The organism is Candidatus Thiosymbion oneisti, from assembly GCF_900092655.1.
GTDB classification, from domain to species: Bacteria; Pseudomonadota; Gammaproteobacteria; order Chromatiales; family Chromatiaceae; genus Thiosymbion; species Thiosymbion oneisti.
Genome location: NZ_FLUY01000841.1, coordinates 1 through 1,007, shown reverse-complemented (window position 1 = coordinate 1,007; position 1,007 = coordinate 1). Strand labels below are relative to the sequence as shown.

Sequence of the window (1,007 nt, the reverse complement as noted above, 5' to 3'; positions counted from 1 at the left end):
TAGTACCTAGTTTCGACCGATGTTGCAAGTTCATAGTACCTGCTGGCTCACACGCTTGGTTCACACGCTCCAGTACGGGGACTAGCAATATCGAGCGAAACTACGTACTAGTGTACGACACAACATACCAAATCCGGGACGGCAAACTGTTAGGTATTGCTGAAGAATGTGGTTTTTATGTAGACATCTAGGATCGCTATAGGTCGTTTTTGGGATGCTTTGGAATCCCTTTGCCTCCGCCCAACTCTTTGCTTCTTCAAAACGGTGATAGTGGACGAACGCCGGAGAAAGAAGGTTATGCAATTGAATGGCCCGATCTCGGAGGTTGCGAGGTGCATACTCGACAGTCTTCAGTAAAGTAGCGAAACGTGAGCCGACTTCAACTATCGGAGCCATCCCAATACAGGCTGGAACCAGTAGCCAACTTGGCATTCGCCGCGTTAGCTTCATAAATTGCTCAACAGTTGCATTGAAGAGCCATGAACGCTTTGAATAGAGCCGAACAAAATACCTGATTTGAGAATCGTTTTTGAGTACCGGCACAAGTGCATCAAAACATCGCCGCGTATCCGGAGTGTGGTGAAATACACCACAAGAGTAAATAGCATCGAACACTCCGGCTCGAAATGGTGGAAAAAAAAGATTACCTTGAACAAAATGGAGATTGGGGGCTGCACAATTAGCCTGTGCACGAAAGACACTTTCACTAAGGTCAATCCCCACTACGGTTGCCCCGCTATCCACTAAGGCTCTAGACAGGGTGCCGTTTCCGCAACCAGCATCAAGAATTACCTTGCCGCTAAGATCTGATTCAGTCCAATCCAGTTCGTGAAGGACAACCTGCATACGATCTGGCACGGTAGTACCCCAAGTAGTATTCCCGTATTCATATAAATTCCATTGTGCACTGAAGCTACGCCCAGTGGAATTTTGGGTAGTGGTTAAATTTAAATGCGACCTAATGCTTTGAACTCCACCGTTTTGCCATCCCTGGCCCTGGATTCCGG

The 1,007-nt window shown here is 47.4% G+C and carries 1 protein-coding gene; it reads right to left on the bottom strand.

The annotated features are described in order from the left end of the window. Positions 1-81: 81 nt before the first annotated feature. Positions 82-1,007 (bottom strand): class I SAM-dependent methyltransferase (locus BQ17_RS08970; RefSeq protein WP_218068189.1); only part of this gene is annotated, 926 nt, incomplete at its 5' end.